This is a genomic window from Streptosporangium nanhuense, from assembly GCF_059358815.1.
The window spans coordinates 1-884 of the sequence record NZ_JCADBG010000119.1; the positions used below are offsets into that span (position 1 = coordinate 1).

Sequence of the window (884 nt, forward strand, 5' to 3'; positions counted from 1 at the left end):
TCGACGCCGTCGGAGTTGGGGTTGCGGCCCTGGTAGAGGAGCTGGAGGTTGCAGGGGTCGACGGTCATGGTCTGGTCGGCGTTGGTGCGCAGCAGCTCACCGTGGCTGATGTCGTTGGTCCAGGTGGCGCCGCTGTTGACCTTGCCGGCGAACGGGTTGGACTGGGTGGCGGCCTGGGGGGTCCAGGTGCCGCCGAGGCTGGTGGCGGTGAAGGAGCGGAAGTAGCGTCCCTGGGAGCCGATGGCTTCGACGATCATGAGGTAGCGGTTCTGGTTGGCCAGTTTGTAGACCTGGACGGCTTCGAAGAGGTTGTTGGTGGTGTCGCTCATGATGACGGTGGAGGTGGAGCCGAAGCTGCCGGGGAAGTTGCCGATGGGCATGCTGGCCCGGTAGATCTTGCCGTTGTCGCCGGCGAAGAACAGGTACATGTTCGTGCTGTCGCCGATGACGGCCTGGTCGATGGGTCCGGTGGCGGAGCCGCTGATGCTGCCGGAGAAGAGGGTCTGGGGGGCCGACCAGCCGTTGGGGTTGGTGGGGTTGGTGGAGGTGCGGTAGGAGAAGGCGGGTCCGCCCCACTGGTAGGCGAGCACCCAGATGTTCTTGGGGGCGAAGTAGAACAGGCTGGGGGCGACCGTGCCGGAGGACATGGTGTTCTGGCTGGCCGAGGCCATCTGCGAGTAGTTGGTGAACAGGCCGAAGTTCATCGACCCCCAGCTGCTGCCGAAGTCGTGGGTGGTGGCGTAGACCAGCTGCTGGCCGTTGTAGGGGGCGACGGTGAAGTCCTTGAGCGAGACCCAGCCCGACTTGGGGTTGGCCAGCACGCCGGACGAGGTCCAGCGGTACGTCGAGGGAAGGTTGCAGGTGCCGCCCGGATCCGGCGTCGG

Annotated in this window: 1 protein-coding gene; it reads right to left on the reverse strand. The window is 66.0% G+C overall.

Annotated features, from left to right (window positions below; genetic code table 11):
* The coding region (locus AC5L38_RS44270) for a non-reducing end alpha-L-arabinofuranosidase family hydrolase (RefSeq protein WP_495248832.1) at nucleotides 1-884 on the reverse strand (884 nt) is incomplete at both ends.